This window comes from Pseudomonas koreensis (assembly GCF_024169245.1).
GTDB classification, from domain to species: domain Bacteria; phylum Pseudomonadota; class Gammaproteobacteria; order Pseudomonadales; family Pseudomonadaceae; genus Aquipseudomonas; species Aquipseudomonas koreensis_F.
Window position 1 is genome coordinate 1,370,853 of record NZ_JALJWP010000001.1, and the last position, 18,269, is coordinate 1,389,121.

Genomic DNA, 18,269 nt, shown 5'->3' on the forward strand with positions numbered 1-18,269 from the left:
ACTTGGCCGCTTTTTGCGCAATTAGAGAGTCGCAGGAATGAAGCCGTTCGCCTCCCGTTATCTGCTCCTTGTCGCATTTTCAGTGCTGCTGGGCGCCTGCCAAAGTACGCCGCCGGTGGCTGAAGTCCCGGATGCGCGGGCTACGGCCATCGCACAGCTGGAGCAAAGCCTGGCCAGCAGCGAACTGGCCACCGCCGAAGACCAGTTGGCCGCGTTGCAGGCCGCAACCCCCAACGATCAATCCCTCGAGCAATACCAACGGCAATTGGCCGAGGCGTATCTGCGCCGCAGCCAGATCGTCCTGCAGAAAGGCGATGTCAACGCTGCCGCCACTGCATTGAGCCGTGCCCGCGCCCTGATGCCTAAGGCGCCCGCACTGACTGGCGGCGTCAACGGTGCGATCACCGAAGCGCGCAAGGCCGAGCTGGAAAAGGCTGAAGCGGCGCTGCTGGCTGCCGAAGCCCGGACGAAAGCCAGGGTCATCGACCCGACTGCTGAAAGCACCACGGTTGCGTTGAACATCGGCGATATTCACAAGCTGCAGCGACAGCTCGATGCGATCGCCGCCGATGTGGTGAATTATGAGTGCGCCGTCAGCATCCAGGCCCCGCGTACCGCGGATTATCCGTGGCTGGCGACCTTGCTGACCAAGCGAGTGAAGAAGCTCGATCCTGAGTTTGATTTGCAAATCGAGAAGCAGATCTTGCGCACGGTGCCGGCGCAGATGGTGTTGAGCCCGCGTAAACCGTAAAAAGATCGCAGCCTCCGGCAGCTCCTACATGGGATCGAGTACATCCTGTAGGAGCTGCCGAAGGCTGCGCTCTTTTGCTTTTACGCTGGAATCGCCTTGGCCTTAGGCTCCCGCGCCCAGACACGATGCTCGCCGATCGCGGCAAAGAACGGCTTGGTCAACGCGCCGACATCAGCGCCCTGCAACAACCCCGCATCCGCATCCAGCTTCAACAAGTCCTGCAGTTGCTTGGCCTCGCCGTGCAGTACGATCGCCTTCAGGTGCTTGTACGCCTCGAGCAGGTAATGCAGCGCCACACCGTCACCGCTCAACGCGGTAATCGACGCTGCGCCACCCGGCACGAACACGGCGTCGAACGCAATTGAAGGCATGCCTTCCATCGACGCATCCACCGGCAATGCCTTGCCATCAGCGGTTTTCACTGGTGCCGAGGTCGGGCCGAGCAGTTTCGCATGGGCGCCTTGCGCTTCCAGCGCCTGTTTCATCGCATCGATGGCTGCAGCATCAACGCCGTTGGCAGCAAGGATCGCCACTTTGCGCGTCTTGATATTGCCCGGCAGCAGGTTGGCCTGGCTCAGCGCTGGTGATTGGTCCAGCGAGGTCTTGCGTACTTCGACCGTGCCTTTGGCTGGCGCCGGCAAACCGAGGTTCTCCGCCACGCGTTTGGCCAGGGTCAGGTCGATATTGGCGAGGATCTCGTTCACCTCACGGGCACGAATGAATTCACGCTCGACCTTGCCCAGCTCGAAGCTGTAGGCGGCAATGATGTGCTCTTTCTCGTGCTCGCTCATGCTGTTGAAGAACAAACGGGCCTGGGAGAAGTGATCGCTGAACGATTCGCTGCGCTGACGGATCTTCGCCGCGTCGATGCGCTCTGGATAGCTCTCGAAACCACCGTCCTGTGCCGCCGGCGGGGTCTCTTTCGGCCAGCCACCGTCGATCGAGTTCGGCTCGTAGGAAGCGCGGCCCTTGTCGATGGTGGTGCGGTGTTGTGCATCGCGCTGGCCGTTATGGAACGGCGCCACCGGACGGTTGATCGGCAGCTCATGGAAGTTCGGCCCACCGAGTCGGCTGATCTGCGTGTCGGTGTAGGAAAACAGCCGACCTTGCAGCAGCGGATCGTTGGAGAAGTCGATACCCGGCACGATGTGGCCCGGGCAGAAGGCGACCTGCTCGGTTTCCGCGAAGAAGTTGTCCGGGTTGCGGTTCAGGGTCATTTTGCCCAGCGGCGTGATCGGCACGATTTCTTCGGGAATGATCTTGGTCGGGTCGAGGATGTCGAAGTCGAAGTCGTGTTCGTTCTCTTCTTCGACGATCTGCACGCCCAGTTCCCATTCCGGGTAATCACCCATCTCGATCGCTTCCCACAGGTCGCGACGGTGGTAGTCGGTATCTTTACCGGCGAGCTTCTGCGCCTCGTCCCACACCAGCGAGCAGGTGCCGGCAGTCGGGCGCCAATGGAATTTGACGAAGCGCGATTTGCCTTCGGCATTGATCAGGCGGAAGGTGTGCACGCCGAAACCCTGCATGCTGCGCAGGCTTTTCGGGATCGCCCGGTCGGACATCGCCCAGATGACCATGTGCGCCGATTCCGGCACCAGCGAAACGAAATCCCAGAACGTGTCGTGAGCCGAGCCGCCGGTCGGGATTTCGTTGTGCGGCTCGGGTTTCACCGCGTGTACGAAGTCAGGAAACTTGATCGCGTCCTGAATGAAGAACACCGGCATGTTGTTGCCGACCAGGTCGAAGTTGCCCTCGTCGGTAAAGAATTTCACCGCAAAGCCGCGCACGTCACGCACGGTGTCGCCGGAACCACGTGGCCCTTGCACGGTGGAAAAGCGCACGAACACCGGGGTTTTCTTGCCCGGGTCCTGTAGGAAACCAGCCTTGGTCAGCGCTGCATGGTTCTCGTAAGTCTGAAAGAAACCGTGCGCGCCGGTGCCGCGCGCATGGACGATGCGCTCTGGAATCCGCTCATGGTCAAAGTGCGTGATCTTTTCACGCATGATGAAATCTTCCAGCAGCGAAGGCCCGCGCGGCCCGGCTTTCAGAGTGTTCTGGTTGTCTGCGATCTTCACGCCCTGGTTGGTGCGCAGTGCCTGACCGGTGGCGTCGGAACGGAATTCTTCCAGGCTGTCGAGCTTGGCGTTGGTGTTGGCGCGATCCGGGGTATCGGTCCCGGCCATTTCGCTTTTATCGGGTGCAGGCTTTTTGATGCTCATCAGACGTAAACTCCTCGTTTGGCCCCGGATGCCTTCCGCAGACCCTTGAGTGATTCCCGGGCACGGCACCCAGGGTTTCAAGTCGCTTAAGTAGTGACTGATGAGCGTTTCAGCCGTTCCGTTTATCTGACCTTTGATCGCGTTATTGCCAAAACGAAGGATAATTGCGAAATAAATGCTAAGAACCTCTATACGGACAGGCTAAAATGCGCGCCCGGCTAACCGCTGATCCTTTTCCAACGCGCCCCACAAGGTTCGCTACGTGATCGAGTTTCAAAACGTCCACAAGACTTACCGCGTCGCCGGTAAGGATATTCCCGCGCTGCACCCGACCAGTCTCGCCATCGAGAACGGCCAGGTGTTCGGCCTGATTGGCCATTCCGGTGCGGGCAAAAGTACCCTGCTGCGTCTGATCAATCGCCTGGAAGACTCCAGTGGCGGCAAGATCATCGTCGACGGCGAAGAAGTCACCGCACTGGACGCCAACGGCCTGCGCCGTTTCCGCCAGCAGGTCGGGATGATCTTCCAGCACTTCAACCTGCTCGCCTCCAAGACAGTGGCCGACAACGTTGCCTTGCCGCTGACCCTGGCCGGTGAGCTGTCGAGTAGTGAAATCAACCAGCGCGTGGCCGAGTTGCTGGCGCGTGTCGGTTTGTCCGACCACGCGAAAAAGTACCCGGCGCAATTGTCCGGCGGCCAGAAACAGCGCGTCGGCATCGCCCGTGCGCTGGCGACCAAACCGAAGATTCTGCTGTGCGACGAGGCCACCAGCGCCCTCGATCCGCAGACCACCGCGTCGGTCCTGCAGCTGCTGGCGGAAATCAACCGCGAATTGAAACTGACCATCGTCCTGATCACCCACGAGATGGACGTGATCCGTCGCGTCTGCGACCAGGTCGCGGTGATGGACGCCGGCGTGATCGTCGAGCAGGGGCCAGTGGCCGATGTGTTCCTGCATCCGCAGCACCCGACCACCAAGCGTTTCGTCCAGGAAAGCGAGCAGATCGACGAAAGCGAACAGCGTGACGATTTCGCTCACGTGCCGGGTCGTATCGTGCGTCTGACCTTCCAGGGCGAAGCGACCTACGCGCCGTTGCTCGGCACCGTCGCCCGGGAGACCGGCGTCGACTACAGCATCCTCGCCGGTCGCATCGACCGCATCAAAGACATTCCGTACGGGCAACTGACCCTCGCTGTCACCGGTGGCGACATGGAGGCGGCGTTCGCCCGCTTCACCGCCGCTGACGTTCACATGGAGGTGTTGCGCTAATGGAAATGTTTGACGCTGCAATCAAGCAGTACGACGCTGCGATAGAAGCCATCAAACTGTTCTTCCAGAACATTGACTGGCTCGAAATCGGCCTGGCCACCAACGACACCATGCTGATGCTCGGTGGCTCGCTGTTGTTCACCGTTCTGCTCGGTCTGCCGCTGGGCGTGCTGCTGTTTCTCTGCAGCCCGCGTCAGTTGCTGGAGAACCGGGTCCTCTACGCGGTCCTGTCGGTGATGGTGAACATCTTGCGTTCGCTGCCGTTCATCATTCTGCTGATCGTGATGATCCCGTTCACCGTGCTGATCACCGGCACCTCGCTGGGTGTGGCCGGTGCGATCCCACCACTGGTGGTGGGTGCCACACCGTTCTTCGCACGTCTGGTGGAAACCGCGCTGCGCGAAGTCGATCGCGGCATCATCGAAGCGACCCAGTCGATGGGCGCGACCACGCGGCAGATCATCATGAACGCCTTGCTGCCGGAAGCACGTCCGGGCATCTTCGCAGCGATTACGGTGACAGCGATTACACTGGTGTCCTACACGGCGATGGCCGGTGTGGTCGGCGCCGGTGGTCTGGGCGACCTGGCGATCCGTTTCGGCTACCAGCGTTTCCAGACCGACGTGATGATCGTCACCGTGGTGCTGCTGTTGATTCTGGTGCAGGTGCTGCAAATGGTCGGCGACCGTCTGGTCGTGCATTTCTCGCGCAAATAACTGGTTTCGATCATCTAGAGAGGCGCTGGCCAAGATGGCGGGCGCCCTGAACAGGAGTTAGCTGAATGAAAAAACTGATCGCTGCTTTCGCTGCCGTTGCTGCGTTTTCGGCCCACGCCGAAACCCTGACCGTCGCCGCCACCCCGGTGCCGCACGCGGAAATCCTCGAGTTCGTCAAACCGGCCCTGGCCAAAGAAGGCGTGGATCTTAAGGTCAAGGTCTTCACCGACTACATTCAGCCAAACGTCCAAGTCGCGGAAAAGCGCCTCGACGCGAACTTCTTCCAGCACCAGCCGTACCTTGATGAGTTCAATAAGGCCAAGGGCACTGATCTGGTCGCTGTGACCGGCGTGCACCTGGAACCGCTGGGTGCATACTCAAGCAAGCTTAAAAAAATCGAAGAGCTGCCTAGCGGTGCGAACGTGGTAATCCCGAACGACGCCACCAACGGCGGCCGTGCACTGATGCTGCTGGCCAAGGCGGGCGTGATCACCCTCAAGGACCCGACCAATATCCTTTCGACCCTCAAGGACATCGCGACGAACCCGAAAGACCTGAAGTTCCGTGAGCTGGAAGCCGCGACCATCCCGCGCGTTCTGACCCAGGTCGATCTGGCGCTGATCAACACCAACTACGCGCTGGAAGCCAAGCTCGATCCGTCCAAGGACGCGCTGGTGATCGAAGGCAACGACTCGCCGTACGTGAACATCCTCGTGTCTCGCCAGGACAACAAGGACAGCGACGCGATGAAGAAACTGGCGGCTGCCCTGCACAGCCCGCAAGTGAAGCAATTCATTACCGAGAAGTACAAAGGCGCGGTGTTGCCGGCGTTCTGATTCCGGTTGCTGCAATGAAAAAGGGGACGCCATGAGCGTCCCCTTTTTTGTGTCTGGTGTTTGGCTGTGGACCTGCGGTGAAGCGGCCCCTCACCCCAGCCCTCTCCCGAGGGAGAGGGGGCCGATCGAGGTGTCTTGCGTCATGCATCGATCTGAAAGATCGAATCGATTATGGATTCGGCACAGGACTTACAGGTTGGCGTATTTCTTCACCATCCCCCAATCAGTCCCCTCTCCCTCCGGGAGAGGGCTAGGGTGAGGGGCTCTTGGCTTTTAAGCTGTCACTTGCGCTCAAGCATCCCCGGCAGTTGCGCCACCAGTTTGGCGTTGTTCAACGGCGCCCGAATAAACCCGCGCTGCGTGCCGTCCGGGCCGATCACCGCAAGGTTGCCGCTGTGATCAACGGTGTAATTCGGCTTGCTGGTATCGGCCGGAATGAACGGAATGCTCACCGCGTTCGCGACCTTCTGCAGCTCTTCGATAGATGAAGGCGTCAGGCCAATGAACTGCGGATCGAAGTAGCCCAGGTACTGCTTCAACTGTTTCGGCGTGTCGCGGTTGGGGTCAACGCTGACCAACACGATCTGCAACTTGTCCACAGCCTCTTTCGGCAATTCACTCTTGATCTGCCGCAGTTGTGCCAGCGTGGTCGGGCAGATGTCCGGGCAGAAGGTGTAGCCAAAGAACAACAGGCTCCATTTGCCTTTCAACTCATCGATCGCCACCGGTTTGCCGTCCTGATCGGTCATGGTCACGTCCGGCAGGTTACGGCTCTGCGGCAGCAGGATGATCCCGGCGTCGATCAGTGCAGTCGGGTCGCCCTGGCCTTTGCCGCTCAGCACCTTGTTGACGGTAAGCCCGAGGATCAACGCGATCACTGCGACGAGGATGAAGACGGTTTTCTGGGTTCGGGTCATAGGTTCAACAGTAAGTAGTGGTCTACGAGCAGGGCGATGAACAACAGGAACAAGTAATAAATAGAGTACTTGAAGGTGTTGATCGCCGCGTGCGGCCGAGTGCCACGGTACAGCACCACGGCCCATTGCAGAAACCTTGCGCCCAACGCCAGCGCACTGACCAGATACAGCACGCCGCTCATGTGAATCACGTAGGGCAAGAGGCTCACTGCCAGCAACGCAAAGGTGTACAGCAGAATGTGCACTTTGGTGTAGTGCTCGCCGTGAGTGACCGGCAGCATCGGAATGTCGGCCTTGGCGTATTCCTCCTTGCGATGAATCGCCAGCGCCCAGAAATGCGGCGGGGTCCAGGCGAAGATGATCAGCACCAGCAACAGCGGTTCGGCGCTGACATGGCCGGTGGCGGCGGTCCAGCCGAGCAGCGGTGGGGCTGCGCCCGCGAGGCCGCCGATGACGATGTTCTGCGGCGTCGCACGTTTGAGAAAGCCGGTGTAGACCACGGCGTAACCGAGCAGCGAGGCGAGGGTCAGCCACGCGGTCAGTTGATTGGTGAAGGTCAGCAGCAGCGCCTGGCCGAGCAATGCCAGCACCAGAGCGAAGGTCAGCGCCGCCGCCGGTGAAACCCGGCCTTCGGCCAGTGGGCGTTTGTGCGTGCGCGCCATCACTGCATCGATGCGCCGGTCGACCACATGATTGACCGCCGCCGCGCCGCCGGCGCACAGGGCGATGCCCAGATTGCCGAACACCAGCACCGTCCACGGCACGCCCGCGCGGGTGGCGAGGAACATGCCGACCAGCGAAGTGATCAGCATCAGCACCACGACTTTCGGTTTGGTCAGCTCCAGATAATCGCGCCACAGCGCTTGCGCCGCACGCTCGCCGATCAGACTCGCCATGGCGTTTCTCCTTTCAATGCGATGGGTGCGACGGCAGGTTTGTTCGCGCTGAAGCGCCAGCGCGCCAGCACCGGTTGGGACACCCGCAGCAGACTGGTGCGCGCGTGATAATTGACCAGCACCAGCGTCAGCAACAGCGCCGCCCCGCCGGCGTTGTGCGCGACGGCCACTGGCAGCGGCAGGTGAAACAGCACGTTGCTGATGCCGAGGGTGATCTGCGCGGCGAGGGCGATCAGCAGCAACCCCGCCAGCCGGGTCATGCCCACCATTTTCAACTGCCAGGCCAGACCCAGCAGCACGACCGTCACCAACATAGCGCCGATGCGGTGGGTCAGATGAATCGCCGTGCGCGCATCGCTATCCAGTTGGCCGCCGAGATAATTCGGGCCGATATGCTGAGTCAGGTGAAAACCATTGGCGAAGTCCGCTGGCGGCAGCCATTGGCCATGGCAGGTGGGAAAGTCGATGCAGGCCACCGCTGCATAGTTGGAACTGACCCAGCCGCCCAATGCGATCTGGCCGATCACCAGCAACAGCCCCGCCGTCGCCCAATATTGCAGGCGTTTCGGTACCGTCAGCGCCGGCAGCACGCCGGACAATCTCAGCGTCAGCAGGAACAGCAGGCTCAACGTGGCAAAACCGCCGAGCAAATGCCCGGTGACCACTTGCGGCCAGAGCTTGAGCGTTACCGTCCACATGCCGAACGCCGCCTGGGCGATGACCACCGCCAGCAGAAACAGCGGCAGTTTCAACGGTTGCCCCGGATGGCGACGATTGACCCACGCGCGCCCGGCCAATACTGAAATCAGCAAACCCAGCGTGCCGGCAAAGTAACGGTGGATCATCTCGTTCCAGCCCTTGTGCGCTTCCACCGGCGCATCAGGGAAATGCAGTTCGGCATGGGCCAGTTGCGCCTCGCTTTTCGGCACGCTGATAAACCCGTAGCAGCCCGGCCAGTCCGGGCAGCCTAGGCCAGCGTGGGTCAGGCGCGTATAGGCGCCGAGCAGCACGACAATCAGTGCCAGCAGGGTGGCAAACAGCGCGAGGCGAAATCCAGGTTTGGCCATGACGATGCCCTTATCCGATGTTCGACAGTTTCAGCAGATGCCGCAGGTCGTTAAGCAGATCCTTGCCCTTCACATTCGGCTCGTAACGCAGCACCAGATTGCCGTGCGGGTCGACGATCCATAGCTGCGGCACGGCTTTGTCGCCGGTGGTCCTGGCAAACACGCCAGCATCCAGTGGGTAACGCTGCAGTTGCGGGTATTCACGGTCGAGCTTGGCGGCGTAGTCGGTACTTAACGGTTGCGCGGCGGCGAGGGCGTGGCTGGCGCGTCCGGCTTCGCGGCCGAGGCTGATCTGGATCTGCCGCGCCAGGTACACCAGTTGCTGGCAATCCACGGCGCAGTCCTTCGGCGCCGTGACCAGAATCTGCCAGCGCTGCTCATCGGCCTGCACGCCAAGGTCGGCGCGGGTCTGGCCGTTGCCGATCAGTTCGCCGTGGTAGCTGCGTCCTTCCGGCACCCAGAACTGCAATTTGTACATGCCGGTGGCGAGCAGCATCGGCCCGACCACGCCAAGCACAATCAACAGCAACTGAATACGCCCGCGCCGGCGGCTGGGGGCAGGTTTGGCCTCAGACATGCTGGGTGGATTCATGGCGCTTCCCATGGCGTTTCTCCTTTGCGTGGTGCCAGCCCAAGTAGAGGTAGAGACCGAGCAACGCCGTGGCCATGGCGAACCATTGCACGGCATAGCCGAGGTGTTTTTCCGGCCCCATCGCGACTACCGGCCAATCGGTCTGGTAGCTGGCCGGGCCAGGTTCGGCGCGTAATTCGTAGGCGAAGCCGTCGCGCTCCAGGGTTTGCCACAACTTGCCCGGCTCGACGGCAGTGATGGTTTGCGGCCAGACATGGCTGACCGGGTCGGCGTGCAACTGAAACGTCGCGCCGGGGGCGACATAGACCCAGGCTTCAAATGTCAGCGTCTCGACCGGCGTGCTGAATTGCGGCGGCACACGCCGGTCGGGCCAAGGCAACCAGCCGCGATTGACCAGCAGCCACAGACCGCTGCGTTGGTCCTGAAACGGTTGCAGCAACTCGACGCCGACCTTGCCGCCCCGCTGGCGGTTGTCGAGCAACAGCGTGTGGGCAGGGTCGAACTGACCCTGCAGATGCACACGGCGATAAGCCGGGTCGGCGCTGCCGAGCAACTCGCCGCTGGCCATCGGTTCGGCCACGCGACGTTCGGCATAACTGGCCAGCAGCGCGGTTTTCTCTGCGCCCCGGCCCAGTTGCCAGAAGCCCAGCGCAACCATCAGCGGCAGCAACAACGCCACCACCACAGTGGGAATCACGCCCGGGCGAAAGCGCTTCATGGGCACGCCATAAAGTCAGTCATCGCGATCGCTATACTCAAGTGCATCGCCTGTCCCCCGGAGTCTTGCCATGTTCAAAGCAGCGATCGTCCTGATGCTGATTGCCACGGTCGTCAGCCTGTTCAGCGGCCTGTTTTTCCTGGTCAAGGACGACAGCAGCTCCAATCGGCTGGTCATCGCCCTGAGTGTCCGGGTGGCACTGGCCGTGGTCACCGTCGGCCTGATGGCCTGGGGTTTCTACAGCGGCCAGTTGGTCTCGCATGCACCCTGGTAGCGTCCGCGATCAGAGGACGTAAACGAAGAAGAACAAGCCGATCCACACGACGTCGACGAAGTGCCAATACCAGCTCGCCGCTTCGAAACCGAACTGGTGCTCGTTGTCGAAGTGGCCCTTCATGATCCGCATCAGCATCACGAACAGAATGATCGTGCCGATGGTCACGTGGGCGCCGTGGAATCCGGTGAGCATGAAGAACGTCGCGCCGTAGATGCCCGAGCCGAGGGTCAGGCCCAGCTCTTTGTAGGCATGGATGTATTCCTCGGCCTGGAAGCCTAAAAACGCGACGCCCAGCAGCACGGTGATCGCCAGCCACAGTTTCAGTGCGCCGCGATGGCCTTTCTTCAGCGCATGGTGGGCGATGGTGATGGTCACGCTGGAGCTGACCAGCAGGATCGTGTTCAGCAGCGGCAGGCCCCAGGGGCTAATGACGTCCTTGGGCGGCGGGAACAGTTTCGGGTCCGGATTGTTGAGCAGTGGCCAGACGTATTCGAAGTTGGGCCAGAGCATTTCCGACAGGCCCTTGGGACCTTCACCGGCCAGCCCGGGCGCGGAAACCACGCGGATATAGAACAGCGCGCCGAAGAAGGCCACGAAAAACATCACTTCGGAAAAGATGAACCAGCTCATGCCCCAGCGAAAGGAGCGGTCCAGTTGTGGGCTGTACAACCCCGCGCGACTTTCCTTGATCACCGCACCGAACCAGCCGAACAGCATGTACGCCAGCAGCAGGCCGCCGACGAAAAAGATCAGCGGGCCGTGGGAATCCGGGCGGGCTGCCTTCAGATCGTTGAACCAGGTGGCGAGGCCGTACACGGTGACGAACATCCCGAGCGTGGCGATGATCGGCCATTTGCTTTGGGCCGGGACGTAATAATGCTCATGAGTTGCCATTTATTGTTCTCCTTATCGGGCACGCTCAACCGCCAGTGTTTACAGCCACCGGCGGATGTCGGGCGGTGATATCGAACAGCGTGTAGGACAGCGTCAGGTGCTTCACTTCCTTGGGCATGTCGCGGTCAACGATGAAACGCACCGGCATCTCGATCTGTTCACCGGGCTGCAGCACCTGCTGGGTAAAGCAGAAGCATTCGGTCTTGTGGAAAAACGCCGCCGCATTGCTCGGCGCTATGCTGGGCACCGCTTGCGCGCTCATCGGTTTGTCGGTGGGGTTGCGCGCGATGAACACCATCTCGTTGACCGCGCCGGGGTTGGCGGTCAGCTCGTCGTGTTTCGGGTAGAAGTCCCAGGGCATGTCGGCGGTGTTGGTCGACAGGAACTGCACACGCACCTGGCGCGAGGTGTCTACGACTTGCTCGCCCTCGTACTGGCCGCCGGTCTTGCCGTTGATGCCGAAGGCTTTGCACATCACGTCGTAGATCGGCACCAGGGCGAAACCGAAGACGAACATCGCCACTACGACCAAGAGCAGGCGGGTGACCAGTTTCTTCAGCGAGATCGAGTCAGCCATGATTTTCAGCCTCTACACCCAACCCTGTAGGAGTGAGCCTGCTCGCGATAGCGGTGTATCTGACACACCGCAGCGAATCCATCGCGAGCAGGCTCACTCCTACAGAAGCCATGCGTTTCATTTCACTTCCGGTGGTGTGGTGAAGGTGTGATATGGCGCCGGCGACGGCACGCTCCACTCCAGCCCTTCGGCGCCGTCCCACGGTTTGGCCGGGGCCGGCTCGCCGCCACGGATGGTCTTGATCACGATGAACAGGAAGAAGATCTGCGTGGCGCCGAACATGAACGCGCCGATCGACGAGACCATGTTGAAGTCGGCGAACTGCAGGTTGTAATCCGGGATCCGCCGTGGCATCCCGGCCAGCCCGACGAAGTGCATCGGGAAGAAGGTCAGGTTCATGCCGACGAACGACAGCCAGAAATGCAGCTTGCCGAGGGTTTCGTCGTACATGTGCCCGGTCCACTTCGGCAGCCAGTAATAGACCGAGGCGAAGATGCCGAAGATCGCTCCGGGCACCAGCACATAGTGGAAATGCGCGACGACGAAATAGGTGTCCTGATACTGGAAGTCCGCCGGAGCGATGGCAAGCATCAGCCCGGAGAAACCACCGATCGAGAACAGGATCACGAACGCCACGGCGAACAGCATCGGCGTCTCGAAGGTCATCGAGCCTTGCCACATGGTGCTCGCCCAGTTGAAGACTTTCACCCCGGTCGGTACGGCGATCAGCATCGTCGCGTACATGAAGAACAACTCGCCCACCAGCGGAATGCCGACCACGAACATGTGGTGCGCCCAGACGATGAACGACAGGAAGGCAATGCTCGCCGTGGCGTAGACCATCGAGGTGTAGCCGAACAGTGGTTTGCGCGCGAAGGTCGGGATGATCTGGCTGACCGCGCCGAATGCCGGCAGGATCATGATGTACACCTCGGGGTGGCCGAAGAACCAGAACACATGCTGGAACAGCACCGGGTCGCCGCCGCCGGCAGCGCTGAAGAAACTGGTGCCGAAGTGAATGTCCATGAGCATCATCGTCACGCACCCGGCGAGCACTGGCATTACAGCGATCAACAGGAACGCGGTGATCAGCCAGGTCCAGACGAACAGCGGCATTTTCATCAGGGTCATGCCGGGCGCGCGCAGGTTGAGGATGGTCGCGACCACGTTGATCGCGCCCATGATCGAACTGATGCCCATCAAGTGAATGGCGAAGATGAAGAACGTCACGCTTTCCGGCGCATAGGTCGTCGACAGCGGCGCGTAAAAGGTCCAGCCGAAATTCGGCCCGCCACCCGGCGTGAACAGCGTCGACACCAGCAGCAGAAATGCCGCCGGCAACAGCCAGAAGCTGAAGTTGTTCATCCGTGGCAGCGCCATGTCCGGCGCGCCGACCATCAGCGGGATCATCCAGTTGGCGAGGCCGACGAACGCCGGCATCACCGCACCGAACACCATCACCAGACCGTGCATGGTGGTCATCTGATTGAAGAATTCCGGCTGCACGATCTGCAGGCCGGGCTGGAACAGCTCGGCACGAATAACCATGGCGAACGAGCCGCCGAGCAGGAACATGCAGAACGCGAACCACAGGTACAGCGTGCCGATGTCCTTGTGGTTGGTGGTCAGCACCCAGCGCATCAGGCCTTTGGCGGGGCCGTGGGCGTGGTCGGCGTGACCGTGGTCATCGATGACAGCGCTCATGGCCGGTCTCCTTCACAAAAGTGGGCGGGGCAGGCCGGGGCGCGTTGCCCCGACCGGTTCACTGAGTACGCAATTGACCGGCTCATTTGCTTTCCGCCTGTTTCAGCTCCAGCACTTCTTTTGGCGTGACCATGTCGCCCTTGTTGTTGCCCCAGGCGTTACGTTCGTAGGTCACCACCGCTGCGATATCGACTTCCGACAACTGCTTGCCGAACGCCGCCATGGCGGTGCCGGGTTTGCCGTGGAAGACAATGCCCAAGTGATCCTTGATCGGCCCGGTGGCGATTTTCGAGCCCTTGAGTGCCGGGAACATCGGCGGCAGGCCCTGGCCTTCAGCCTGGTGGCAGGCCACGCAAGTGGTGTGATAGACCTTGTCGCCGCGCTCCTTGAGCTCGTCGAGGGTCCATTCCTTGCTGGTCAGTTCTTTGAGTTGCGCCGCCTCGGCCTTGCGCTCGGCGAGCCATTTTTCGTAATCGGCCTGCTCCTTGACCTCAACCACGATCGGCATGAAACCGTGATCCTTGCCGCACAATTCGGCGCACTGGCCACGGTAGAGACCGGGCTTGTCGATGCGCGTCCACGCTTCGTTGACGAACCCGGGGATCGCATCGCGCTTGACCGCAAACGCCGGCACCCACCATGAGTGAATGACGTCAGCCGAGGTCACCAGAAAGCGCACCTTGGCGCCGATCGGCAGCACCAACGGCTTGTCGACTTCGAGCAGGTAATGCTCGCCCTTGGCTTCCTTGTTGTGGATCTGCTCGGCGGGGGTGGCCAGGTTGCTGAAGAACTCGACGTCCTGGCCCAGGTATTTGTAGTGCCACTTCCACTGATAACCCGTTATCTGGATATCGATGTCCGGTTCGCTGGTGTCGTACATCTTGATCAGCGTCGCGGTGGCGGGAACGGCCATGGCCACCAGAATCAGCAGCGGCACGATGGTCCACATGATCTCGACGCCGGTGCTTTCATGGAATTTCGCCGCGACCTGGCCGGTAGAGCGGCGGTGCACCATCATCGACCAGAACATGGCGCCGAAGACGATGATCCCGATCACCACACAGATCCAGAAAATGGTCATGTGCAGGTCGAATACTGCGTGACTGATTTCAGTCGCTCCAGGCGCCATATTCACAGTCCACGCCGCGTTGGCCGGGCTGAAAATCGACCACAACAGGAGGCCCATCCAGACATGTGGATGTCGCATCATTGCGGGTTCCCCTTATCGTTCTTGTTATCCCGCCGGCTTTCGCCTGCGGCAAGGGAGCGGCTGCATCAGACTACGAACTTGAATCGCCGGGCCTTGCTGCGGGTGCAGTCGGGCGTCATCAGCTAACTCCATTCATTGGCGAGTATAGACAGCGCCCGGGAAATGCAACCCGCGCACGTAAATGAGCTGAAACAACCGGCGCTTGCGTTCAAGTGCCCGATTGGAGAAGGATGCAGACGAGTGGTGGCAAATGGATATAACGCAGCTGCATCAAGGATGAAATAATTATGACAAATGCGTCTTAGCGTTTTTCGTAAGCCAGCTAAGTTATGTCTTCCCTATTTCATTGCCTTGTTTCCTGGAGTTTTCATGAACACCGCCGCATTGCGCGAGCAGATCCAAAAAGCCCAACAGCACGAAAAAGACACCGGCCTGCTGACCCGTCAGCTGGAAAGCAAGCTGCCTCACCTGCACCCGGCGATCCAGTTGCCGGAAGCCGACGCCCAAGGTGTGCTGACGCGTTTTGTCGCCGCCTACATCGATGAAGTACCCGACCTGCTGGACGCAGCCAATGAAGTCGCCAGGGAAGCGGGCATCGAATCGCAGATCAAACCGGTGCTGAAAATCGCCGAGCAGTATTTCCTCCAGCCGCCGGCGATCATGGCCGGACACGTTGGCCTGGATGGCCTGCTCGACGAGGCCTATCTGGCGCACCGTTTTGTCGAAGAGGTCAACGACCTGTACATCAAGCATTTCGGCCAGCCACTGATCCCCTTGGACATGACGGTCGCCAACCTGATTGCTCACCAGTTGATCGGTGAGGAATTTGCCAACCAACTGGACGAGGCGGTGCATCACGCGATTGACGAGATGCTCAACGAAGAGAGTTTTGCTTTGGAGTCGGTGGAAGCCTACCGCGAGAAACTCAGCAGCCCGGACACCGGCGCGGCGTGGAAACGCTGGCCGTGCATGAGCCGCCGGTTGGGTGTGGGGCTGGAGCTGGATCAGCCTGCGGCATAACCCTCAAACACCTCATTCCAATGTGGGAGCGAGCTTGCTCGCGAATGCAATGTGTCATTCAACATCATGGTTGACTGGTCCACCGCTTTCGCGAGCAAGCTCGCTCCCACAGGGTTTGTGCTCAGGCAGGAAGATCTAGCCTGCCGCACCAATCCCGGTATTGGTCCGCACCCTGCCTTCGAGTCTGCGCTTCAACCCGCGCGATTCGATCAACAGCTTCGAACCCTTCGCCGCATTCGCCCGACCCCATTCTTCCAGCAATTCCAGGCACGAATGGTCGATGTAGCTCAGGTTGTTCAGCGGCACATGCACCGTGGTGCCGTGAGGGATGCTGCCCAGCACCTGCGTCAGCGCCGGCACTTTGAGGAACGTCGCCGCACCGACCAGGCGCAACTCCATCTCACCGTCCTGCGGCAGGTCGATCAGGCTGATCTTCAGGCGCGAAGCCTTGAATGCCAGTTTCAACATGGTCAGGCCGAAACCGATCAGCACGCCAGTGAGCAGGTCGGTGAAGATAATCGCCAGCGCTGTAGCGGCGTAGGTGAACATCGGCATCCGCCCGTAACGGCCGAGACCACGGAAAGCCTTGAGGTCGACCAGTTTGAAACCGGTATACACCAGCACGCCCGCCAGGCTCGCCACTGGAATACTCTGCAGCACGCTCGACAGCAACAGCACGAACGCCAGCAGCCACAGGCCATGGAAAATCGTCGAGTAACGCGTGGTGGCACCGGCCTGAACGTTGGCAGAGCTGCGCACGATCACCCCAGTCATCGGCAACGCGCCGACCAGACCGCAGAGCATGTTGCCGACACCTTGCGCCGACAGCTCACGGTCGAAATCCGAACGCACACCGCTGTGCATGCGATCCACCGCTGCGGCGGACAATAGCGTTTCGGCACTGGCGATAAACGCCACGGCGAACGCGGCAATCAGCAGTGTCGGGTCGGCCAGACTCATCAGGTCGGCAGGTTTCAGCCAATCGATGGCTTCGGCCAGGTTCGCCGGTACTTCAACGCGTTTGACCTGCAACGCCAGCATCAGACTCGCCACGGTCGCCAGACCCACACCGAGCAATGCGCCAGGGATGAAGCGCAGCGAATGCGGGCGGAATTTTTCCCACAGCCACATCACCGCAATCGTCGACAAGCCGAGCAGACCCGCCTGCCAGCCGAACGACGGCAAGGCTTGCGCCACGGCTGCCGGGAACGCCGTGAGGTTGTCCAGACCTGACGGTTGCGGCTTGGCATCGAGCATCACGTGGATTTGCGAGAGCACAATCAACACGCCAATCCCCGCCAGCATGCCGTAGACCACCGCTGGCGCCGTCACCCGGAACCAGCAGCCAAGCTTCAGTCGCCCGGCGATCAGTTGCAGAAATCCGGCGAGCAGCAGAATCGGCCCGAGCATCTCGATGCCGTGCTGGCGTACCAGTTCGAAAACCAGCACCGCCAGCCCCGCCGCCGGACCGCTGACCTGCAATGGCGAACCTGCCAGCCAACCGACCACCAGACCGCCAATGATGCCGGTGATCAGACCCTTGGCCGGCGGCAGCCCTGACGCAATCGCGATGCCCATGCACAGCGGCAGGGCGACCAGAAACACAACCACGGAAGCGAGCAGCTCCCGTGGCAAAACAGCTTTCAATTGAGCCGCACGCATGGCGATTCTCCCGAAGTTTTCTTCAGGCGTGGCGAGGCCGGGCCGCTGAATCAGCGGCCGGCGTCATACCACACAGATTGTTGGGAAGATTTAGAAGCGCGCTTTGGGCGTCGCCACAGGAATCGGATGGCTGCCGTCGAGAGGCAGGAAACGACCCTGGTCCGCGTCGTAAGCTTTGATTTCGCTGGTTTCGATGTTGTAGACCCAGCCATGGATGAACAGATGACCGTTCGCCATGCGCGAGGCTACCGAAGGATGGGTACGCAAGTGCTGCAGTTGGGCGATGACGTTTTCCTCGGTGAGGATCGGCATGCTTTCTTTTTCGTCGGTGCAGTTGCAGTTGTCGTGCACCATGGTTTTCGCGACTTCGGCGTGGCGCAGCCAGGCTTTGACCGTCGGCATTTTTTCCAGGCTGTCGGGGTTCAGTACCGCCCGCATGGCGCCGCAATCGGAGTGGCCGCAAATGATGATGTGCTGCACGCCCAGTGCCAGTACCGCGTACTCGATAGCGGTGGAGACGCCGCCGTTCATCTGACCGTAGGGCGGAACCACGTTGCCGACGTTACGGGTGACGAACAGATCGCCCGGCGAGCTCTGGGTAATCAGCTCGGGAACGATGCGCGAGTCGGCGCAGGTGATGAACATCGCCTTCGGCGCCTGTGCGGTGGCGAGCTTCTTGAACAGTTCTTCCTGCTGCGGAAAAACGTCATGGTGAAAGCGTAAAAAGCCATCAACGATCTGTCGCAGTGCTGCATCGGCGGATTGTGCTTCAGGGCTTTGCGCCGAGGCAGCCAACGACTGTTTATCCTTGTCACTCATGATTCATCCTCTTGTGCGGATTCAGGGAGTCTTCCCCGGTATTCCGGTATGAAGCCAGTGGCTGTTTTTAAACCATCCGGGTCATCCCGACCCGGCAGTCACTCGATGAACAAGGTAGCCG

Annotated in this window: 18 protein-coding genes; 6 read left to right on the forward strand and 12 right to left on the reverse strand. The window is 60.7% G+C overall.

All coding sequences use genetic code 11. The features are described from left to right. The first annotated feature begins 37 nt into the window (after positions 1-37). Positions 38-751, forward strand: coding sequence for a PA5502 family lipoprotein (locus tag J2Y90_RS06380; protein ID WP_253497594.1), 714 nt, complete (start codon positions 38-40; stop codon positions 749-751). Between the two features lie 80 nt (positions 752-831). Here J2Y90_RS06380 and katE read toward each other — a convergent pair whose 3' ends face one another. Next, positions 832-2,973, reverse strand: a complete 2,142-nt coding sequence (gene katE / locus J2Y90_RS06385; protein ID WP_253497597.1) for a catalase HPII — start codon at positions 2,971-2,973, stop codon at positions 832-834. A gap of 262 nt (positions 2,974-3,235) precedes the next feature. Here katE and J2Y90_RS06390 point away from each other — a divergent pair, with 262 nt between their 5' ends. The 3 genes from J2Y90_RS06390 (at position 3,236) to J2Y90_RS06400 (ending at position 5,795) form a co-directional block, all read left to right on the forward strand. After that, complete coding sequence (locus J2Y90_RS06390; RefSeq protein ID WP_016772338.1) at positions 3,236-4,243, forward strand: methionine ABC transporter ATP-binding protein; 1,008 nt, start codon at positions 3,236-3,238, stop codon at positions 4,241-4,243. Between the two features lie 5 nt (positions 4,244-4,248). After that, the gene (locus J2Y90_RS06395; RefSeq protein WP_253505079.1) at positions 4,249-4,959 is read left to right on the forward strand and encodes a methionine ABC transporter permease; all 711 of its coding nucleotides are present in this window, start codon (positions 4,249-4,251) and stop codon (positions 4,957-4,959) included. A 65-nt stretch (positions 4,960-5,024) separates the two neighbouring features. Next, complete coding sequence (locus J2Y90_RS06400) at positions 5,025-5,795, forward strand: MetQ/NlpA family ABC transporter substrate-binding protein (protein WP_253497600.1); 771 nt, start codon at positions 5,025-5,027, stop codon at positions 5,793-5,795. A 281-nt stretch (positions 5,796-6,076) separates the two neighbouring features. Here J2Y90_RS06400 and J2Y90_RS06405 read toward each other — a convergent pair whose 3' ends face one another. From J2Y90_RS06405 to J2Y90_RS06425, 5 genes are read right to left on the reverse strand one after another with little or no spacing between them, the layout of a single operon-like run. Continuing rightward, on the reverse strand, positions 6,077-6,712 hold the full coding sequence (locus J2Y90_RS06405) for an SCO family protein (protein ID WP_253497603.1): 636 nt from the start codon (positions 6,710-6,712) through the stop codon (positions 6,077-6,079). Continuing rightward, positions 6,709-7,608, reverse strand: coding sequence for a heme o synthase (gene cyoE / locus J2Y90_RS06410; protein WP_253497606.1), 900 nt, complete (start codon positions 7,606-7,608; stop codon positions 6,709-6,711). Before cyoE ends, J2Y90_RS06405 begins: the two co-directional genes overlap by 4 nt. Then, entirely contained in the window at positions 7,596-8,675 is a 1,080-nt protein-coding gene (locus J2Y90_RS06415; protein ID WP_253497609.1) for a COX15/CtaA family protein, read from the reverse strand. The genes cyoE and J2Y90_RS06415 overlap by 13 nt, the downstream gene beginning before the upstream one ends. 10 nt (positions 8,676-8,685) lie before the next feature. After that, complete coding sequence (locus J2Y90_RS06420) at positions 8,686-9,279, reverse strand: hypothetical protein (protein WP_065616461.1); 594 nt, start codon at positions 9,277-9,279, stop codon at positions 8,686-8,688. Beyond that, positions 9,245-9,985, reverse strand: coding sequence for an SURF1 family protein (locus J2Y90_RS06425; protein WP_253497612.1), 741 nt, complete (start codon positions 9,983-9,985; stop codon positions 9,245-9,247). Before J2Y90_RS06425 ends, J2Y90_RS06420 begins: the two co-directional genes overlap by 35 nt. A gap of 70 nt (positions 9,986-10,055) precedes the next feature. Here J2Y90_RS06425 and J2Y90_RS06430 point away from each other — a divergent pair, with 70 nt between their 5' ends. Then, complete coding sequence (locus J2Y90_RS06430) at positions 10,056-10,259, forward strand: twin transmembrane helix small protein (protein ID WP_016772330.1); 204 nt, start codon at positions 10,056-10,058, stop codon at positions 10,257-10,259. A gap of 9 nt (positions 10,260-10,268) precedes the next feature. On the opposite strand, the gene J2Y90_RS06435 is transcribed toward J2Y90_RS06430, so the two are convergent. From J2Y90_RS06435 to coxB, 4 genes are all read right to left on the reverse strand, one after another. Further along, the gene (locus tag J2Y90_RS06435; protein ID WP_253497614.1) at positions 10,269-11,156 is read right to left on the reverse strand and encodes a cytochrome c oxidase subunit 3; all 888 of its coding nucleotides are present in this window, start codon (positions 11,154-11,156) and stop codon (positions 10,269-10,271) included. Between the two features lie 25 nt (positions 11,157-11,181). Then, positions 11,182-11,733, reverse strand: a complete 552-nt coding sequence (locus J2Y90_RS06440) for a cytochrome c oxidase assembly protein (protein WP_039757111.1) — start codon at positions 11,731-11,733, stop codon at positions 11,182-11,184. Between the two features lie 117 nt (positions 11,734-11,850). Then, entirely contained in the window at positions 11,851-13,437 is a 1,587-nt protein-coding gene (ctaD, locus tag J2Y90_RS06445; protein ID WP_253497618.1) for a cytochrome c oxidase subunit I, read from the reverse strand. A gap of 82 nt (positions 13,438-13,519) precedes the next feature. After that, positions 13,520-14,647 carry a cytochrome c oxidase subunit II gene (gene coxB, locus J2Y90_RS06450; protein WP_076564850.1) on the reverse strand — a complete coding sequence of 376 codons (1,128 nt, stop codon included), beginning with the start codon at positions 14,645-14,647 and terminating at the stop codon, positions 13,520-13,522. A 369-nt stretch (positions 14,648-15,016) separates the two neighbouring features. On the opposite strand from coxB, the gene J2Y90_RS06455 reads away from it, so the two are divergent. Next, positions 15,017-15,667, forward strand: coding sequence for a hypothetical protein (locus J2Y90_RS06455; protein ID WP_253497621.1), 651 nt, complete (start codon positions 15,017-15,019; stop codon positions 15,665-15,667). A gap of 135 nt (positions 15,668-15,802) precedes the next feature. Here J2Y90_RS06455 and J2Y90_RS06460 read toward each other — a convergent pair whose 3' ends face one another. After that, positions 15,803-17,329: a SulP family inorganic anion transporter gene (locus J2Y90_RS06460; protein WP_253497624.1), complete on the reverse strand. Its 1,527-nt coding sequence runs from the start codon at positions 17,327-17,329 to the stop codon at positions 15,803-15,805. A 90-nt stretch (positions 17,330-17,419) separates the two neighbouring features. Further along, positions 17,420-18,148 (reverse strand): carbonic anhydrase, encoded by a 729-nt coding sequence (locus tag J2Y90_RS06465; protein ID WP_064365244.1) that lies wholly within the window; start codon positions 18,146-18,148, stop codon positions 17,420-17,422. Positions 18,149-18,269 lie beyond the last annotated feature (121 nt).